Source organism: Methylocystis sp., from assembly GCF_021731785.1.
Classification (GTDB): domain Bacteria; phylum Pseudomonadota; class Alphaproteobacteria; order Rhizobiales; family Beijerinckiaceae; genus Methylocystis.
This window is the reverse complement of record NZ_JAKFWS010000016.1, coordinates 76395-92814: the sequence shown is the minus strand read 5'-3', so window position 1 is coordinate 92814 and position 16420 is coordinate 76395. Positions and strand designations below refer to the sequence as shown.

14 protein-coding genes are annotated in these 16420 nt (G+C 60.4%); 2 read left to right on the top strand and 12 right to left on the bottom strand.

Annotation, left to right across the window (positions count from 1 at the left end):
* Positions 1–273: 273 nt before the first annotated feature.
* From QZ964_RS03685 to QZ964_RS03665, 5 genes are all read right to left on the bottom strand, one after another.
* The gene (locus tag QZ964_RS03685) at positions 274–1692 is read right to left on the bottom strand and encodes a helix-hairpin-helix domain-containing protein (RefSeq protein ID WP_292528901.1); all 1419 of its coding nucleotides are present in this window, start codon (positions 1690–1692) and stop codon (positions 274–276) included.
* 42 nt (positions 1693–1734) lie between these two features.
* The gene (locus QZ964_RS03680) at positions 1735–3393 is read right to left on the bottom strand and encodes an AMP-binding protein (RefSeq protein WP_292528899.1); all 1659 of its coding nucleotides are present in this window, start codon (positions 3391–3393) and stop codon (positions 1735–1737) included.
* Between the two features lie 55 nt (positions 3394–3448).
* On the bottom strand, positions 3449–6274 hold the full coding sequence (locus QZ964_RS03675; RefSeq protein ID WP_292528898.1) for an AMP-binding protein: 2826 nt from the start codon (positions 6272–6274) through the stop codon (positions 3449–3451).
* A 483-nt stretch (positions 6275–6757) separates the two neighbouring features.
* Positions 6758–6928: a hypothetical protein gene (locus tag QZ964_RS03670; protein WP_292528896.1), complete on the bottom strand. Its 171-nt coding sequence runs from the start codon at positions 6926–6928 to the stop codon at positions 6758–6760.
* 224 nt (positions 6929–7152) lie between these two features.
* Positions 7153–7854: a hypothetical protein gene (locus tag QZ964_RS03665; protein ID WP_292528894.1), complete on the bottom strand. Its 702-nt coding sequence runs from the start codon at positions 7852–7854 to the stop codon at positions 7153–7155.
* A 380-nt stretch (positions 7855–8234) separates the two neighbouring features.
* Between QZ964_RS03665 and QZ964_RS03660 the strand changes: the two genes are divergently transcribed.
* Positions 8235–9278, top strand: a complete 1044-nt coding sequence (locus tag QZ964_RS03660; RefSeq protein WP_292528893.1) for a hypothetical protein — start codon at positions 8235–8237, stop codon at positions 9276–9278.
* 93 nt (positions 9279–9371) lie between these two features.
* Here QZ964_RS03660 and dapE read toward each other — a convergent pair whose 3' ends face one another.
* The 3 genes from dapE to dapD form a co-directional block, all read right to left on the bottom strand.
* The gene (gene dapE / locus QZ964_RS03655) at positions 9372–10529 is read right to left on the bottom strand and encodes a succinyl-diaminopimelate desuccinylase (RefSeq protein WP_292528891.1); all 1158 of its coding nucleotides are present in this window, start codon (positions 10527–10529) and stop codon (positions 9372–9374) included.
* Between the two features lie 227 nt (positions 10530–10756).
* Complete coding sequence (locus QZ964_RS03650; RefSeq protein WP_292528889.1) at positions 10757–11242, bottom strand: hypothetical protein; 486 nt, start codon at positions 11240–11242, stop codon at positions 10757–10759.
* Complete coding sequence (gene dapD / locus QZ964_RS03645) at positions 11242–12099, bottom strand: 2,3,4,5-tetrahydropyridine-2,6-dicarboxylate N-succinyltransferase (protein WP_292528888.1); 858 nt, start codon at positions 12097–12099, stop codon at positions 11242–11244. The genes QZ964_RS03650 and dapD overlap by 1 nt, the downstream gene beginning before the upstream one ends.
* Positions 12100–12416: 317 nt before the next feature.
* Between dapD and QZ964_RS03640 the strand changes: the two genes are divergently transcribed.
* On the top strand, positions 12417–12926 hold the full coding sequence (locus QZ964_RS03640) for a DinB family protein (RefSeq protein ID WP_292528887.1): 510 nt from the start codon (positions 12417–12419) through the stop codon (positions 12924–12926).
* Here the strand turns inward: QZ964_RS03640 and QZ964_RS03635 are convergent.
* The 4 genes from QZ964_RS03635 to yihA all read right to left on the bottom strand — a co-directional run bounded on the left by QZ964_RS03635 (position 12923) and on the right by yihA (position 16393).
* Entirely contained in the window at positions 12923–13627 is a 705-nt protein-coding gene (locus QZ964_RS03635; protein WP_292528885.1) for a pyrimidine 5'-nucleotidase, read from the bottom strand. The genes QZ964_RS03640 and QZ964_RS03635 overlap by 4 nt on opposite strands.
* Positions 13628–13745: 118 nt before the next feature.
* Entirely contained in the window at positions 13746–14441 is a 696-nt protein-coding gene (locus tag QZ964_RS03630; RefSeq protein ID WP_292528883.1) for an NAD-dependent deacylase, read from the bottom strand.
* A gap of 187 nt (positions 14442–14628) precedes the next feature.
* The gene (gene argB, locus QZ964_RS03625; protein WP_292528881.1) at positions 14629–15495 is read right to left on the bottom strand and encodes an acetylglutamate kinase; all 867 of its coding nucleotides are present in this window, start codon (positions 15493–15495) and stop codon (positions 14629–14631) included.
* A 235-nt stretch (positions 15496–15730) separates the two neighbouring features.
* Positions 15731–16393: a ribosome biogenesis GTP-binding protein YihA/YsxC gene (gene yihA / locus QZ964_RS03620; RefSeq protein ID WP_292528878.1), complete on the bottom strand. Its 663-nt coding sequence runs from the start codon at positions 16391–16393 to the stop codon at positions 15731–15733.
* Between the last annotated feature and the right edge of the window lie 27 nt (positions 16394–16420).

Here is a 16420-nt window from a genome sequence, read left to right as displayed (position 1 = left end):
GCTCCCGTAGCGGCCGCGTGTTTATGACATCGCTAGGCTCCAACCATCCGCGACGCGCCTGGTCCACGCCATAGCGCATGTATGCGAGACCGGCGGTCGAATGCGCATCCGTGGAGATTGCTATTTGCACGCCCAATTCCTTTGCAGCCTTGGCGGCGACGTCTGTCAAGTCAAGGCGATCGGGCTCGGCGTTAAGCTCCAGGCAGCAGCCGCGTTCCTTGGCCGCCTTCATCACGCGATCCATATCAATGTCATAGGGCGCGCATTCTTCGATCAAGCGACCGGTTGGGTGGGCCAAGATCGATACATGCCGATTGTCCATCGCCCGGATGATGCGCTCGTTTGCTCGTCGCGCGACAAGTCGAATTTGTAGTGAACCGCGGCGACAACGATGTCGAGCCGCGATAAAACCTCGTCTGGCAAATCGAGACTTCCGTCGGCAAGAATGTCGACCTCGACGCCCTTCAGCACGGTAAAGCTGCGTAATTTGGCGTTGAGACGGTCGATCTCGTCCATCTGGCGCAACATGCGGGCGCGATCCAACCCATGGGCGATCGTCACGCGCCGGCTATGATCGGTCAACGCCATATAGGCGTAACCGCGCGCTTTCGCCGCCTGCGCCATCTCGGCAATCGTCGCGTTTCCGTCGCTCCAATTGGAATGGACATGTAGGTCGCCGCGAATGTCGGACAATTGCACGAGATGGGGCAGCGCATTCTTCTGCGCGAGCGCGATCTCGCCCCGATCCTCGCGCAACTCCGGCGGAACAAATTGAAGACCGAGCTTCTTGTATATTCCTTCCTCGGTTTCGCCGGCGATGGCTCGGTCCTCGTCGAACAAGCCGTATTCATTGAGTTTCCAGCCGCGATCGTTCGCGATATTGCGCAGGGCGATGTTATGAGCTTTTGAACCCGTGAAATACATCAGAGCGGCGCCATAGCTCTCTTCCTTGACGACGCGCAGATCGACCTGAATCCCTGAACGCAGGACAACAGTCGTACGCGTCGGGCCATGGGCGAGCGCCAGCGCGACATTCTCATATTCGACGAGCCTGTCGCCGACCGGCGCCGCATGGGCTGTCGTCGCAAGAATATCGAGATCGCCCACGGTGTCGCGACGGCGCCGAAAGCTCCCTGCCGCCACGACGCGGCCGCCATCCAAGCCGCGACTGAGCCAATCGATCAGCGCGCCCGATTCCGCTTCGGCGAATGGCAATTTGAAGCGCTTCGCGGCGACGGGCTTGGCGAGCGCCGCCAAGATATTTTGTTGGAGCTTGGGGCCGAAGCCGGGAAGCTCGCCCAATCGGCCTCGCCTTGCCGCGCGGCGAACGTCCTCGATCGAACGAACGCCGAGATTCTCAATGAGCAGCTTGACGCGTTTCGGGCCAAGGCCTGGAATGGCAGCGATTTCGCCAAGATCTCCGGGAAGCTCGCGTTTGAGCGACTCCAGCCGGTCGAATTTGCCTGTCTCGACAATCGTCGCGATTTTGCTCGCCAGATCTTCGCCGATCCCCGGCAGTTGCGCGAGGTCTTCGCCCTCGCGCAACATCGCCGCCACGCTCTTGGGAAGACTCTCAAGAACGCGCGCGGCGCGCCGATAGGCTCGCGTGCGAAACGGATTATCGCCCTTGATCTCAAGGAGCTCCGCCGTCTGGTCGAACATCGCGGCGATTTCGGCATTGTGGACAGGCATCCCAACGCCTCCGAATGATTGCGCGTCGTCGCGCCTAATGCCCTAGTCGCGCAACGCTCTTCGCAGAATCTTGCCCAGATTCGTTTTCGGCAATTCGTCTCGAAACTCGATGACCTGCGGAACCTTATGGCTCGTGAGATATTTACGACAGTGCGTCCTGAGCTCGGCATCCGTCAAGGACGGATGGCGCTTGACGACGATCACTTTGACAGCCTCTCCCGAAACCGGATCGGGAACGCCGACCGCGCCGACGTCCTGCACCCCGGGATGCATGGAAATGACTTCTTCCACTTCATTGGGATAAACTTTGAAACCGGAAACATTGATCATGTCCTTCTTGCGATCAACGATGCGCACGAAGCCTTTCTCGTCCATTGTCGCGATGTCGCCCGTCTGCAAGAAGCCGTCCGATGTCATGACCTTCGCCGTCTCTTCGGGCTTGTTCCAGTAGCCCTTCATGACTTGCGGACCGCGCACGCAGAGTTCGCCGGCTTCGCCGACAGGCAGGTCCGCGCCCTGTTCGTTTTTGATGGCGACTTCCGTCGAGGGAATCGGAACGCCGCACGAGCCGTTGTATTCGGCCAGGTCCGTTGGATTGCACGTCACGACGGGCGACGTCTCGGTCAGGCCGTAAGCTTCGATCAGCGTCTTGCCGGTGATCGCTTTCCATTTGGTCGCGACAGCTTCCTGTAACGCGGAGCCGCCCGAGGCGGCGATGCTAAAACTCGAAAAATCCAGCAGCGCAAATTCAGGACTATCGAGGAGCGCCTTGAACAAGGTGTTGACGCCGGGAAGGCAGGTGAATCTGTATTTCGCTAGCTCCTTCACGAGTCCCGCTATGTCGCGCGGATTAGCGATCAGCACATTGGCCGCGCCAACCTTGATTGCGAGCAGGCAGCTGACCGTCAACGCATAGATGTGAAAAAGCGGTATGGCCGTAATCACCACGTCGCGCCCTTCCCGAAGCACGGCGTTCAAATGCGCGTGATGTTGCTGGAGGTTAGCGACAATGTTGCGATGCATCAGCATCGCTCCTTTCGGCACGCCGGTCGTTCCGCCGGTATATTGCAGAAAGGCGATGTCGTCGGGCTCTATCGAGGGCGCCGTCCAAGCGAGGTTCGCGCCCCGCCGCAATGCGATGCGAAATTTCACCGCGCCCGGAATGCTCCAAGCCGGCACAAGCCTCCTGACATATTTGACGACAAAATTGACGAGCGTTCCCTGACCCCAATCCAGCATGTCGCCGATCCGCGTCGTGATGACATGCTTGATCGCCGTCCGGGGCAGCGCTTCTTGCAGAACGGACGCAAAATTTTCGATGATGACGATGGCTTCGGCGCCGGAATCCGCCAACTGCCGTTCGAGTTCGCGCGCGGTGTAGAGCGGATTGCAATTGACTACGACATATCCCGCCCTGAGCGCCCCGAGCATCGCGATGGGATATTGAAGAATGTTGAGCATCATCAACGCGACGCGCGCGCCTTTTTGAAGTTTAAGCTCCTCGCTCAAATAGGCTGCAAAGTCGCGGGACAGGCGATCGACTTCGGCGTATGTGAGAGTCGCGCCCATTTGAATAAATGCGGGCTTGTCCGAAAATTTCGCGACGCTCCGCTCAAAAAGATCGGCGATGGAGCGATAAGCCCTGACATCGACTTCCGCAGGGACTCCCGCGCTGTAGCTTTTCAACCAGATCCGCTCCATTGGAGCTCATTCCTTCAATAGCGCGGGCTCCGTGATGCGAGCGCCGGCGTTTTCGTCATGTGGGCAGCGCCACGCGCTCATGACCGAGGTCTGGTTCGCCGCAACGCTCCAATATCTTTTCTCGCGTCGCATCACGCAACGCGACCGCGGCTTCAAAATCTTCGCCTGCAGGCCTGATCGGCGCGCCGATATGCACGGTGATGGCGCCGCGCCGGAACAGCCATGAGCCGCTGCGCAGAATCGAACGTGTGCCGCAAATTGTGATCGGAACGACAGGAAGCCCCAATTGCGCGGCGATCGAGAAGGCGCCGATATGGAACTCCAATAGTCCTGGCATCCGCGAAAAGGTTCCCTCCGGGAACCAAATCAGCCGAACGCCGGCATGCGCCGATTCAAGGGCCGCCCCAGCGTCGGCCACGCCGCCGGCCGGGTCGGAACGGCGAACGAAAATCGCGCCCAAGCGGCGCAAGAAGGGTCCCGCGACGATTTGATGCGCAAGCTCCTCCTTCGCAATGAAGGAGATTTCGCCAGGGCAAATCGCAACCAGCACAGCGCTGTCGAGATAGCTGGAATGATTGGCGACGATGATGGCGTTATCTTGCGGCAGCGGCGCTTCGCGCTCGACCGTCAGCCGGCACCCAATCAAGCGAAAAAACAGGCGCGCGCCCGCGCTGACGATGTGATGGCGCCATGCCCGCTTTGGCACCAATATCACGCACGGCCATACGCAGACAGCGATCAGGGCGAGCGCAACCCAAGCGTAAGCATCAAAGGCCAAGGTCGTTAGGTTCGACAAAGCGCGACTCAGCCGAGGCCCAATGCCGGCCAGGGCAATGCGCAAGAGCTGCCAGCGCGGGCTTGTGCTCTTGATGTGCAATTGACCGGTCTCGAACATCGCGCGGGCGGCGGATCGACGTATTTTTCCGCTTGAAGTCTTTGGGACCGAGTGCGGCGGGACGAGAACGACTTCGTCCGGCGCGAAGTCGAGCAAGGCTTGAGATGCCTCGACAATCGATTTTCGTAAAGCTTCCCGGCGCGTTTCATCGGTCAGGCGCGTCTCGGCCATGACGATCAGCCGTTCCGTTCCGGCGCGCGCGTCGAGCGTTGGAAAAATCGCGACGCAGCCTTTTCTCGCCCCTTCGATCGATCCGACGGTCTCTTCCAGTTCTTGCGGATAGATGTTGCGTCCCGCGCGCTTAATCAAATCCTTGATGCGGCCGGTGATGAAGACGTCGCCGCCAGCGATATAGCCACGATCGCCCGTCTCCAGCCAATCGCCGTCGAACAGAGCGCGCGTCTTTTCGGGATTTTGGTAATAGCCCCGCGTCGCCGATGGCCCCCGAAATTGAATGCGGCCCTCCCGGCGCTCGGGCAATTCGCGACTTGCGTCGTCGACGACGCGAATTTCGTGACGCGGGAGCGGCCACCCGCACGCCACCAAGGAGACAACTTCCGCACCCTCCGCCACCGCGATGCGCGCGGCGCCGTCTCGATCCAGCGCGCGTCGATCGACGCGATCAATGAGAGGCCCTCTACCGAGCGGCGGAAAGGCGAGGCCGACCGCGTTTTCTGCGAGACCATAGACCGGCGTCATCATCTGCGACTGAAACCCATAAGGCGCGAATCTTTCAGCAAAGCGCGTGATCGATATCGGGCTGACGGGCTCGGCGCCATTCAGGATCGCGCGCAGTGATGAAAGATCGAGGCCCGCGATCCTCGTGTTGCTGATCGATTTGAGGCAGAACTCATATGCAAAATTAGGAGCCGCCGAAATCGTCGCCTTATGCTCGCAGATCGCCCAGAGCCAGCGCGCGGGATCGGCAAGAAACGACAGCGGCGACATGATCAGGACCGGCGCCCCATAATAGAGGCCGCCCAGCCAACAGCCGATCAGGCCCATGTCGTGATAGAGCGGCAGCCAGCTGACGACCCTGTCCGCGGACGAGGCCTTCAACGCCGAACCCATGGCGCGAATATTGGCGAGAAGATTGCCGTGAGACAGCACGACTCCCTTGGGGTCGCCCGTGCTGCCCGACGTATATTGGATGAGAGCCGTCGTATCCGCCGTCGCCGGCAAAGGCGCCGGCAAGGCTTCCGCTTTGGCGAGGTCCGGGACCGTCATGATGTCCTGCAACGCGCCAACCAAACCAAACAGCAAATTGCCGACGATCCGTATGTCGGCGCTGGTGATGAGCGCGCTCGCCTCGGCGTTCGCCAAGATACCGGCCTGGCGACGCAGGTGATCCTCAATCTGCGACAGTCGAAACGGCGGATAGATCGGCACTGGAATCGCGCCGGCGAATAGAACGGCGAAAAATGCGACGAAGAAGTCACGGCCCGTCGGCAGCATGATCGCAACCCGCCCCCCCGGTCGAACGCTGCGTTCAATCAGGCCGCCCGCGGCTTTGCGCGCGTCGTGATAGAGTTCCCGGTAGGAGAGCGGTTCCGGGGAGCCCTCGCTGCGCCAGAGCAACACATGCGCACGGTCGCCATGATGCTCCGCATGCGCGATGAGCGCCTCAATCAAGGTGCTCGCCTCGATCGGCTCCTCCACCGACTCAAGCGTTGGAGGCGCAGTTCGCGGAATAGCCGCGCTTTGAGGGATATCCAAACCTGAGGCGAGAAGGGCGTCTACGAGATCGCATGGGCGATCGGCCTCGCCGATCAGCCGTTCCGGAAGCTGCGCCTTGAATTTACGATTCAGCCGCAAGAGCAGTTCCGCCCGCGACAGACTGTCGAGCGCCAAATCGCGATCGAGATCGCTGTCAAGCCGCACGAGGCGCGGATCTATCAGGTTTGGATGCAGTTCAACAACAAGCTCGCGCACGATCTGAAGAACTGCCGCGTTGAGGTCGTCACCCGACAGTGACGCCGCGCTCATCTCAAGGTCTTCAGTTTGACGCTTCCTCTCAGCTTGATCAGTCAAAACGCCCGTTCCTGCCACAGAGTTCTTTCATGGCGATGCGTCATTCAATTTATGCTCATCTCCAGCATCGTAGCTATAAATCATGGACGCAGATCATCGTCGCGTCCACGTGCAAAACATTCCGCTGACGTGATCTATCTCAAGGCCGACGTTTTGCGACGTCAATCATGCGCGCCAAAATCCGACACAAAGGCGTTAATGCGCGAGCATGACCTAAAGCGCGTCGACCGAGCGAGCTGGCGATCAAGCGACAGCGCTCACGCATAGACCCAATATGTCAATTCAAACCTGCCATTTGGCCTTCGGCGCGGCAATGTTACGGCCCCAAGGGCGGGGTGTAGTGCGGACTGGTCCTCTCTCAAACTATCGCGAGCGCGCGTTCCTGATCTGCGAGGAACTGACCGCGAAGGATAGTCGGATTTGACACCGCCTGCGAACTTATTCCACTTCCGACGGTTCGTCCCAAGCGTCTGCTGTCTCGTGCAATTGTTCCGCGTCTTCTTTGCGCAGACCCAAAACGCCGTCGAGATCCGCTTCGGGGGTCGGTTGCTGCAGCAGCCCAGCGTCTTCCAGCTTTTCGATGTCGGGTGGATTGCGCAGGCTCCCCAATCTGAACGGCGTTCTCCGCCTCCAAGTCCTTCAACCGCTGACCTGGTCGCTCTTCAGTCCGCGCCTCCCGTCGACGCCTCTCGGCGACTGCCCCTGCTGATTCCTCGCCGTCCTTTGGCGATTGACGCCGCGCGGCTGGAATTTAGCTGGTTAGCTTCGACGACAACGAGGAATTCTTCGTCGGCAATGCTGCAGGCGAGGCCGTCCCTGCCGGAAAGCGGATGCTATTTCGTATGAGAACCTTCAGAAATCGCTTTAACGGCGATGCTAACGAGAGCGTGAAATTGGACCGCTTTTTCAGCGGGCACAAGGAGGATTGCGCTCATAAAGCCAATCGAACCAGCCAAGAATGCGGTGACCACGAAGGAATTAAGCGCTTCTGCTACCTTGCGCGCCGGCCCCGCCTGAATTGGCTCGCCGTTCCGCAGTGGATGTATCTCGACAAAATCGCTTGGAGTCCTGCTCCTGTTGTCGCGCCATGAGTCGCTTGCATGTGATTGAGCATGCGGATCACAGATTTTACGATCGTCGGCCGACTCATCCTGTTCGACTTTGCTGTAAGTGAATTCTGGCCGTGATTTCACCTTCGAATAATCTTCTCCTTGACGGACGGAAATATCGTCTCCGAAATATGCCGTCCCGCCGGTCGGCATCCCTGTTTGGGACTGCGGCGAAGTGGCTTCAAACTTTTCTCTAATTTGACGCTCATGCTCCCGCTGCTCAAGAATAGAGAGACGTTGTTCGAGGAGAAGAAATCTTCGCTGCAGATTTACGACAGTCACGCCGCTCAAAGGCTTTTCATCGTTGTTAGGAAACTCCTGCCCAGGCGGCGCCGCTCCCGCCGGCTTTTGCTCGTTTCGGCGGCGCTCTTCTTCCCTTTGCAAATAGGCGATCGGTGTCCAATCGCTGAGAGGTGTCTCGCTCATTTAGCTTCCCTCTTCCGCGCTTTAGGTGCTTGGCGCATTGAGCCGACGGTCGGACGAATAGCATGACGACCCAGAAGCGATGTACATGGAAAAATGTCGGAGCATTGCTGATTTTACGGCGAGCGTGAGGCGTCAGCGACAAAACGCCAGCAGGGGTGAAAAGTTTCACATCACACATTCGGCGTTCGACGGAACAGGCCAGGCGTCAACCTGTCGGCGCGGTGCAAAATACCTGTTTATTCTCCAATTGTTGCGCCGCTGCTCACGCTTGCCTATGATCGTTGCAGCTTGAGCGAGTCGGCGCTGCGCGTACGCCTCATCGGCAGTGTAGTTGATTGTTATTCAGTTATTTGACCGAGTCTGGCTGAGGAGTGCTCAACATGGCTGAGCGCGCATTAATTCGTCGATCCATATCTTTCATTGCGGCCATCTGCTTGATCGCCCCTGGCCTTTCGAGCTGCATCCTTCCGGAAGCCGCGCCCTTGCTCGGGCATGAAAGAAAGAAGCGCATTCTCTACGACGTGATCAGAGGAGTGCAATGCGAAATCAGCAACGCGGTCAGGTATCAGATCAAGCGCGATCAGGCCGGCCAATGGGGGGCGCGTAAGCTCGAATGGCTCGAGACCTGGAACGCTTTGATCGATTTGAATGTCAAAGTCGACGATTCGGTTGCTTTCAATCCGGGGATTTCCTTTCTGACCCCCAATTTGCCCGATGCGGTCGTGTGGCTGGCGAACACCACGCGGCACACTGTGCAGCAATCCTATCGATTCGGCGTCGGCGCAGGCGTCCAATATAATCCCAGTCGAGAGGACATGGTCCAATTCGTTTACCCGTTCGAACTGTTCCTGAATGAAAGAAGAGAATTTGTCGAACTTTCCGATACGAGACCATGCTATTCGATCGCCGGCATTACTATCGAAGCAGATCTTAAACTGCACGATTGGCTCGACGATGTGCTGGAGCCGGTTAAGAAATGCGCCTTTTTGGGGTTCCCGCTCGATGTTGAACAAGCGGAAAAAATGACGATGTTCGCTGGCGAAGCCGAACAGAGCGAAGCCTGCTATAAGACGGACTTCAGAAAAATCCTTATGGGAAATCCGATTTCCACGCTCACCCATCAAGTGCAATTCGCGCTGCGGTTCAACGTCAACGCCACGCCCTCGTGGAGCCTTGTGCGCGTCTCCACGCCAGCAAGCCCGTCGCTGTTCGACGCCAGCAGAAAGGACACAAGCACCCTGCTGATTACCATCGGCCCGCCTTCTGGCAGAACGGCGCTGACGAAGGTCGTCTACCCAAAAAACTCCCGGATTGGCCGGGCCCCGCCGCCGATTGCATCATCCTTGTCGCTATTGTCGCCCGAAATGCTCTTCACCCATCAAGCGTATGAGATTCGAGCTTTTGGGCTGTCGGCTTCACCTTAGAGCGCGGCTCGCGAAAAAGTGGGAACGGGTTTTGACTCGATCACGTTATCTGCATTTGGGCGAATTCGCCCAAATGCAACGTGATCTAGAGCCTCATGAACGGAAGTAGCGCTCCAGCACATTCAGATACACGGCGCAAAGCTGGTCGATGTCGGCGACGCGCGCATTCTCATTGACGGCGTGGATGGTCTCATTGGTCAGGCCGAACTCAAGCACCGGACAATAATTGACGATAAAGCGCGCGTCGGACGTGCCGCCCGTCGTCGAGAGTTCGGGCGTCAGGCCCGTCACCTGCCGCACCGCCTCGATCACAAGTTCGGTGAAGGGACCGGGCTTGGTGATGAAGGAGACGGCGTTCGACGGCGGGAATTCGACTTCGACATTGGCGTTCGGCGCCGCCGCCTTGATCACCTGCAGAATGCGTTCCTTCAGCGAGTCATGCGTCCAGACGTCATTGAAGCGCACGTTGAATTCGGCGCGCGCCTCGCCAGGGATGACGTTGACAGCTTTGTTGCCGATGTCGATCGTGGAAAATTCAAGATTGGAGCGCTCGAAATGGGTCGTGCCCTTGTCGAGTTCATGCCCCGAAAGCGCGTCGACGATGCGCGCGATGATCGGCGCCGGATTTTCCGCGCGATGCGGATAGGCGACATGGCCCTGCTTGCCGATGACGCGAATGCGCCCGTTGAGCGAACCGCGCCGGCCGATCTTGATCATGTCGCCGAGCGTCGAGACATTGCTCGGCTCGCCGACGATGCAGTGATCGAAACGCTCGCCGCGCGATTGCGCCCATTCGAGGAGCTTCACGGTGCCGTTGATCGAAACGCCTTCCTCATCGCCGGTGATGAGCAGCGAGAGCGTTCCCTTCGGCGCGCCATGCCGCTCGACGTAGCGAAGCGCCGCCGCGACGAATGCGGCGATGGCGCCCTTCATGTCCGAGGCGCCGCGGCCATAGACGCGGCCGTCGGATATTTCCGCGGCGAAGGGGGCGTAACGCCAGCGTGCAATATCGCCCGGCGGCACGACGTCGGTATGCCCGGCGAAGGCGAGATGTGGCGCGCCTTCGCCGATCCTGGCGAAGAGATTGTCGACATCCGCCGTCCCTGGCGCGGTGAAGACAATTCGATGCGTCTCAAATCCGGCGGCCTTCAGCGCCTTTTCGACCACGTCCAGCGTGCCGGCGTCGACCGGCGTTACGGACGGACAGCGGATGAGTTCGCGAGTGAGCGCGACAGCGCGGGATTGGGTCATTTGGCCGATAATATCAGAGGCGCCCTTCTCCCGCTTGCGGGAGAAGGTGTCCCGCGGAACGCGCGACGGATGAGGGTGATGACGGCGCAATCGGCAGTGGCGCCCTCAGCCGACCCGGCGAAAGCCCGTCGTTCTCGATGGGCGTCTTTACAGACGCCCATTGGCCGGGCCACCCTCTCCCGCAAACCGGAGAGTGATGCGCCAATCCGCTCATCAGCGCCACTTCCTCATGCTCGGGGCGCGCCGGATTCATTCTCGCGCCAACCCAGTTCATAGATGGTCCATAGAGCGGCGGCGACAAAGAGCGCGTCGACGCCCCAGACATACCAGCGGGACATGACTTCGGCGACGTAAGGCTGGAGAAAATGGGCTGCGCCGGCGATGAGCGCCAGGAGTGGCGCAAGACTCGCGAGGCCAAGCGGCGGCGAGAGCTCCCGATCGCGAAAGCGCTTGGCCGAAAGATTGATGAAGCTGACAACGCAGAGCATGACGGCGAAAGCGTAAAAAATGACATAGGCATAGGCGAGGATCGTCATCGGCGCAAAGAAGGGCGTCGTCGTCAGATCATGGGCCGAATAGGGCTGAAGCGCGAACCAGATCAGCGTCAGCGACAGAAGAACTGCGACGAGCGCGGCCGCGCCGCGCCGCCAGGTCGCGCGATCGATGCGGCCCTGCTCGGTTTGATAGAGAAAGCGCAGGCGCGCGGCGTCCATCAATCCCTCAGAAGCTCGTTGATGCCGGTTTTGCTGCGCGTCTGCGCATCGACCGTCTTGACGATCACCGCGCAATAGAGCGAGGGGCCCGGCGCGCCGCCCGGCAAAGGCTTGCCCGGCAGGCTGCCGGAGACGACCACCGAATAGGGCGGCACATAGCCCATGTGAATCTTGCCGGTGGCGCGGTCGACGATTTTGGTCGAAGCGCCGATGAAAACGCCCATGGAGAGCACTGAGCCCTTGCCGACGACGACGCCTTCGACGACCTCGGAGCGCGCGCCGATGAAGCAATCGTCCTCGATGATGGTGGGATTGGCCTGCAGCGGCTCCAACACGCCGCCGATGCCGACGCCGCCCGAAAGATGCACATTCTTGCCGATCTGCGCGCAGGAGCCGACGGTGACCCAGGTGTCGACCATGGTGCCGCTGTCGACATAAGCGCCGAGATTGACGAAGGACGGCATCAATATCGCACCTGGCGCGACATAGGCCGAATGGCGCACGATCGCGCCCGGAACGGAGCGAAAGCCCGCCGCCGAATGCTCGCCCGCGCCCCAGCCGACGAATTTAGAAGGGACCTTGTCCCACCAGGTCGCGCCGCCGGGTCCGCCGGCGATTACCGCCATGTCGTTCAGGCGGAAGGACAGCAGCACGGCTTTTTTCAGCCACTGATTGACCTTCCAGCTTTCTGGACCATCCTGGCGGTCGATTTTTTCGGCGACGCGCAGCTTGCCGGCGTCGAGCAAACGCAGCGCGCTGTCGACAGCGCGGCGGACATCGCCCTGGGTCTCGGCGGTGATATTGGCGCGATCTTCGAAAGCGGCGGTGATGAGCGTCTCAAGTCCGGTGTGCGACATGAAATTCCCGAGATGATGCGGTGATTGCTGGCGCGGTTGTAGGAGTCTGGCGAAGGGAGTCAACAAGGGGGCGGTGGCGAGCAGGAAAGGCGGCGCGGTTCTAACCCCTCACGCTGAGGACCAAGGAGCCGCCGAAAGCGGCGTCTCGAAGGGCAAGGACTGCAATGCATTGATGGCCGGACCACCGGATTTGACGATGATCGGGCGCAACGAAGAGAGACCTGGCGCAAACTTTCGGCGTCATGCCCGGCTTGTGCCGGGCATCCACGCGGGAAACCATAAGCAAGCGCCGCAGCGCAAAGAGGCACGATAGTCTCATGATACGCTCAACATTTGTACAGACCATGGCGCGCTACAATCGCTGGCAAAACGGCAGCCTTTACGCCGCCGCCGACAGCCTGTCGGACAAAGAGCGGCGCAAGGACCGCGCTGCTTTCTTCAAATCAATTCATGCGACTCTCAACCATCTTCTCTGGGCGGACCATATGTGGCTGAGCCGCATTGCCGACGCCCCGAGGCCTTCCACGCCGCTGAGCAAATCGGCTTCCTATCGCGACGATTGGGACAGCTTGAAACAGGACCGCCTCGCCTGCGACGACAGGCTGATCGCCTGGGCGGACGCCGTTACCGACGACTGGCTCGCCGGCGAGCTCATCTGGCGTTCAAGCCTAATGCAATCGGATGTCGCCAAGCCGAAGTGGCTCGTCGTCAGCCACATCTTCAATCACCAGACCCATCATCGGGGCCAGATTCATGCGATGTTGACGGCCGCCGGCGCCAAGCCGCAAGACACCGATCTGATCTTGATGGAACAGCTTACGACTTAATCCCCAATCAATCCCTCCAAAAACCCCACCAAATCATCGGTCACGAAATCCACATGCGGCTCGTCGCCGGTGGCGATTTCCCATGTCTCCCGCTCCGGGCCTTTGTCGTGGGACGGCAGCACCAATACCGTCGTCATGCCGCGCGCATGCGGCACGACGAGATTGCGGTCGATATCTTCGAAAATCGCCGCGCGCTTGGGCGCGATCTTCAGCTTCTCGAAGAAGCGCATGTAGGCGCCCTCATCAGGCTTGGCGATGAACTCCGCGGCGATGATGTCGAAAATATCTTCGAAGACATGATCGATTCCAAGCTGCTTCGCGGTTTCGATCGCGTGATGGCGCGAGCCATTGGTGAGGATCAGCTTGCGACCGGGCAGCGCGGCGATCGCTTCCGCAAGCGAGTGATTATGCGCAAGCGATGAGCGGTCGATGTCATGCACATAAGTCAGATAGGCTTCGGCGTCGATCCCGTGTTCGGTCATCAGCCCGCGCAGCGTTGTGCCGTATTGGCGGTAATAATGTTTTTGCAGCGCGCGCAGCGAAATCGCGTCGAGGCCGAAGAGCCGCATCATGAACAGCGTGATGCGCGCATCGATCTTTGGCCAGAGATCGGCGGTCTGCGGATAGAGCGTATTGTCGAGATCAAACACCCATGTGTCGATCCCGGCGAAGCGGGATTTGTCGGGCGAGAGTTTGGTCATCGCGAGAGACGCCGCCGCATGTCATTCCCGCGAAAGCGGGAATCCAGAGCAATGCGAGCGATCGTTGTGGTTGCTCTGGATTCCCGATCGCGCTTCGCGCGTCGGGAATGACACTGATTCATCGCGCTAGTATCTCCTCGACCCATGACGGGACGGTCTCGCTCGCAGGGCCGTAGCGTCTGTCGTCGAATTCCTCGGCGTTTTCGGAAGCCTCAAGATTGAGTTCGCAGCAACGCAAGCCTTTCGCCCGCGCCTCGCGCACAAAGCTCGCCGCCGGATAAACCGCGCCAGACGTGCCGATGGCGACGAAGAGATCGGCCACATCGAGCGCCGCATATATCTCGTCCATATAAAGCGGCGTTTCGCCGAACCAGACGACATGCGGGCGCAGCGCGCCGTCGCAGTCGCAGCGCGAGTCGACGGCAAGATCGTCGCGGTAATCGCTCACGGCACCGCATGACGCGCAACGCGCTTTCAGCAATTCGCCGTGCATGTGAATCACGCGGATCGATCCACCGCGCTCATGCAGATCGTCGATGTTCTGCGTCACCAGAGTCAACGCGCCGCCACGCTGCGCAAGGCTAGCTTCCAGCCGCGCCAGCGCTACATGAGCGGCGTTGGGCGAAGCGGCGATGAGATTGCGCCGCCGCGCATTGTAAAACTCATGCACCAGCGCCGGATCGCGGGCGAAGGCTTCGGGCGTCGCGAGCTGTATCGGATCATGGCGCTTCCACAGCGCCGCGCCCGGCCCGCGAAAGACGCCGAGCCCGCTCTCGGCGGAAACGCCCGCCCCGGTGAGAATGAAAATGTTCATCTGAGGACTCGCTGTCCTCCACCCGTCATGCCCGCGCTTGTCGCGGGCATCCATGCCGTGACATCGCGATCGGCCGGAGATTCAAACTCGCTTGTGCATCTCCCTAGTGAGGGCGCGGCTTCTCGGCGTGGATGGCGGGCGCAAGGCCGGCCATGACGCGCTGAAGAGGACCCTATGTAACGTCCTTTCACCGCGTGATCAGCGTGCCGGCGCCATGATCGGTGAGCAGTTCGATCAGCACGGCGTGCGGTAGTTTCCCGTCCAGGATAACGACGCCCTCGACCCCGCGCTCGATGGCGTACATGCAGGTTTCGACTTTCGGGATCATGCCGCCGGTGATCACGCCTTCGGCGATGAGGCCGGGAATGTCCTGGACCTTCAGCTCCTCTATGATGTTCTTGTCCTTGTCGAGCACGCCCGGGACGTCGGTGAGGAAGATGAGGCGCTTGGCGTGAAGCGCGCCGGCGATGGCCCCGGCGAAGGTGTCGGCGTTGACGTTATAGCTCGCGCCGTCGGGACCTTGCGCCACCGGGGCCAGCACCGGAATGAGTTCGCGGCCCAGCACCTGATCGAGCACGGTCGTGTCGACCTTGTCAGGTTCGCCGACAAAGCCGAGATCGACGCCGTCGGGGCGCTCCAGCTTTTTGGCGGTGACCATGCGCCCATCCTTGCCGGTCAAGCCGATGGCGCGCCCGCCCTCGGAATTGATAAAGCCGACGATCTGCTTGTTGATGGCTCCGGCGAGCACCATTTCGACGACGTCCATCGTCTCTTCGTCGGTGATGCGCAGGCCGTCGGCAAAGCGCGACTCGACGCCGAGCCGCTTCAGCATCGCGCCGATCTGCGGCCCGCCGCCATGCACCACGACCGGATTGACCCCGGACTGTTCGAGCAGGACCATGTCGCGCGAGAAATCGCGCGCCACCTGATCGTCGCCCATGGCGTGGCCGCCGTATTTCACCACGACGATGGCGTCGTCATAGCGCAGCATGTGCGGCAGCGCCTGCATGAGAATGCGGGCCTGCTGGAGCGCGGTGTCGGCGGCGTCGGTCATGACAGTTCCTTGCAGGCGCCTCGCAGCATTCCTCGTCCTTCGAGACGCAAGCTTCGCTCGGTTCTCGAGATGAGGAAAGCTCAGATCGCGCCGCATATGGGCGAAATCGTCCAAATGCGGTTTAGCGTGATCGATTTCGAAAGCTCGGAGCGCGGTTCAAGCGAAAAAACCGGGTTCCACTTTCTCGCTGCGCTTTAGAGCTCCGCGCCCAACTACCCCGCCCCGCCCGTCGTATTCAAGCGTTTCGTTCGAAAAGAAGCCGCGCCACGGCGCCGCGTAGCGCGCCGATCCCCTCGCCGCTTTGCGCCGACGTGAATATCACCTCGGGAAACGCCGCCGGCCGTTTCTCCAGCGCCTTGACCGTCGCGGCGAGGACCTCGTCGCGCTCGGCCCGCTTCAATTCGTCATGCTTGGTCAGAATCGCCTGGTAAGAGACAGCCGACTGATCGAGGAGATCGAACATCTCTTCGTCCAGGGGCTTCACGCCGCGCCGCCCGTCGACGAGCACGAAAACGCGGGCGAGACTCGCCCTGCCCTTCAGATAGTCGCGCATCAGCTGCGACCAGCTCGCAACCTTTTCCTTGCCGACCGCCGCGTAGCCATAGCCCGGCATGTCGACGAGGCGCAGGCGCGCTGCGTCCGGCGCGCCGCCGAGCGCAAAGAAGTTGAGCTGTTGCGTGCGGCCCGGCGTGTTGGAGACGCGCGCCAGCGTCTTGCGATTCGTCAAGGCGTTGAGGAGCGAGGATTTGCCGACGTTCGAGCGCCCGGCGAAGGCGACCTCCGGCGGGCCGATCGGCGGCAGATCGCTCGCCTTGGCGCTCGCGAAGATAAAGTCGCAGGGGCCAGCGAAGAGAACGCGGCCCTGCTCGGAAAAATCGGTCTCTGTTGTGTCTTGCATGAGATCGGCAGCGGCAGATCGGCTGTC

Coding starts and splice junctions, on each gene's coding strand:
- QZ964_RS03680 (WP_292528899.1), bottom strand. CDS start 3,393: ATGGAGCGGATCTGGTTGAAAAGCTACAGCGCGGGAGTCCCTGCGGAA.
- QZ964_RS03630 (WP_292528883.1), bottom strand. CDS start 14,441: ATGAACATTTTCATTCTCACCGGGGCGGGCGTTTCCGCCGAGAGCGGG.
- QZ964_RS03650 (WP_292528889.1), bottom strand. CDS start 11,242: ATGGACGCCGCGCGCCTGCGCTTTCTCTATCAAACCGAGCAGGGCCGC.
- yihA (WP_292528878.1), bottom strand. CDS start 16,393: ATGCAAGACACAACAGAGACCGATTTTTCCGAGCAGGGCCGCGTTCTC.
- argB (WP_292528881.1), bottom strand. CDS start 15,495: ATGACCGACGCCGCCGACACCGCGCTCCAGCAGGCCCGCATTCTCATG.
- dapE (WP_292528891.1), bottom strand. CDS start 10,529: ATGACCCAATCCCGCGCTGTCGCGCTCACTCGCGAACTCATCCGCTGT.
- QZ964_RS03635 (WP_292528885.1), bottom strand. CDS start 13,627: ATGACCAAACTCTCGCCCGACAAATCCCGCTTCGCCGGGATCGACACA.
- dapD (WP_292528888.1), bottom strand. CDS start 12,099: ATGTCGCACACCGGACTTGAGACGCTCATCACCGCCGCTTTCGAAGAT.
- QZ964_RS03660 (WP_292528893.1), top strand. CDS start 8,235: ATGGCTGAGCGCGCATTAATTCGTCGATCCATATCTTTCATTGCGGCC.
- QZ964_RS03665 (WP_292528894.1), bottom strand. CDS start 7,854: ATGAGCGAGACACCTCTCAGCGATTGGACACCGATCGCCTATTTGCAA.
- QZ964_RS03685 (WP_292528901.1), bottom strand. CDS start 1,692: ATGCCTGTCCACAATGCCGAAATCGCCGCGATGTTCGACCAGACGGCG.
- QZ964_RS03640 (WP_292528887.1), top strand. CDS start 12,417: ATGATACGCTCAACATTTGTACAGACCATGGCGCGCTACAATCGCTGG.
- QZ964_RS03675 (WP_292528898.1), bottom strand. CDS start 6,274: ATGAGCGCGGCGTCACTGTCGGGTGACGACCTCAACGCGGCAGTTCTT.